This window comes from Hymenobacter terricola (genome assembly GCF_017921975.2).
In the GTDB taxonomy this organism is placed as follows: domain Bacteria; phylum Bacteroidota; class Bacteroidia; order Cytophagales; family Hymenobacteraceae; genus Hymenobacter; species Hymenobacter terricola.
On record NZ_JAGEMO020000228.1, the window covers coordinates 1 to 424 of the forward strand.

General features: G+C 53.3%; 1 protein-coding gene. It reads left to right on the forward strand.

Annotated features, from left to right (window positions below; all coding sequences use genetic code 11):
• Positions 1-189 precede the first annotated feature (189 nt).
• On the forward strand, positions 190-424 hold a 235-nt coding region (locus J4G38_RS28355), incomplete at its 3' end, for a hypothetical protein (RefSeq protein WP_210522296.1).

The window sequence follows — 424 nt, forward strand, 5'->3', positions numbered from 1 at the left end:
TCTCGCAGAGGCAGCGCGTTCCCTCGGTATATCGCGCGACAAGGCACGCTCAATCGTCAAATTTTATGACTGATATCACATTTTGGGATAAACGCACAAAAAAGTGTTAAAAATCTCTTGCAACGTCTTAAACAAAAGAGTAGACTGTCTGTGAGGGCGCGAGGGCGCCGATAACCGAGGGAAAGGATTATGGAACACGCATGGATTGAGGTAGTAAGCATCAACGGGCGCCGCCTGCCGGTGCCGGAGGTCATTGACTGGGTTGACCAGGACGATGATGGCCGCGACATTGAGGATCTCGCGGATGAGATCGAAGAGTGGTTCGAGGAGAACAGGGCTTCGATGGACATGCATGACGATCTGCTTTTCAAGATTCACCGCGGCTCCGAGTGGAGCACCGCACGCAGCATCGCGAGAGCCGACT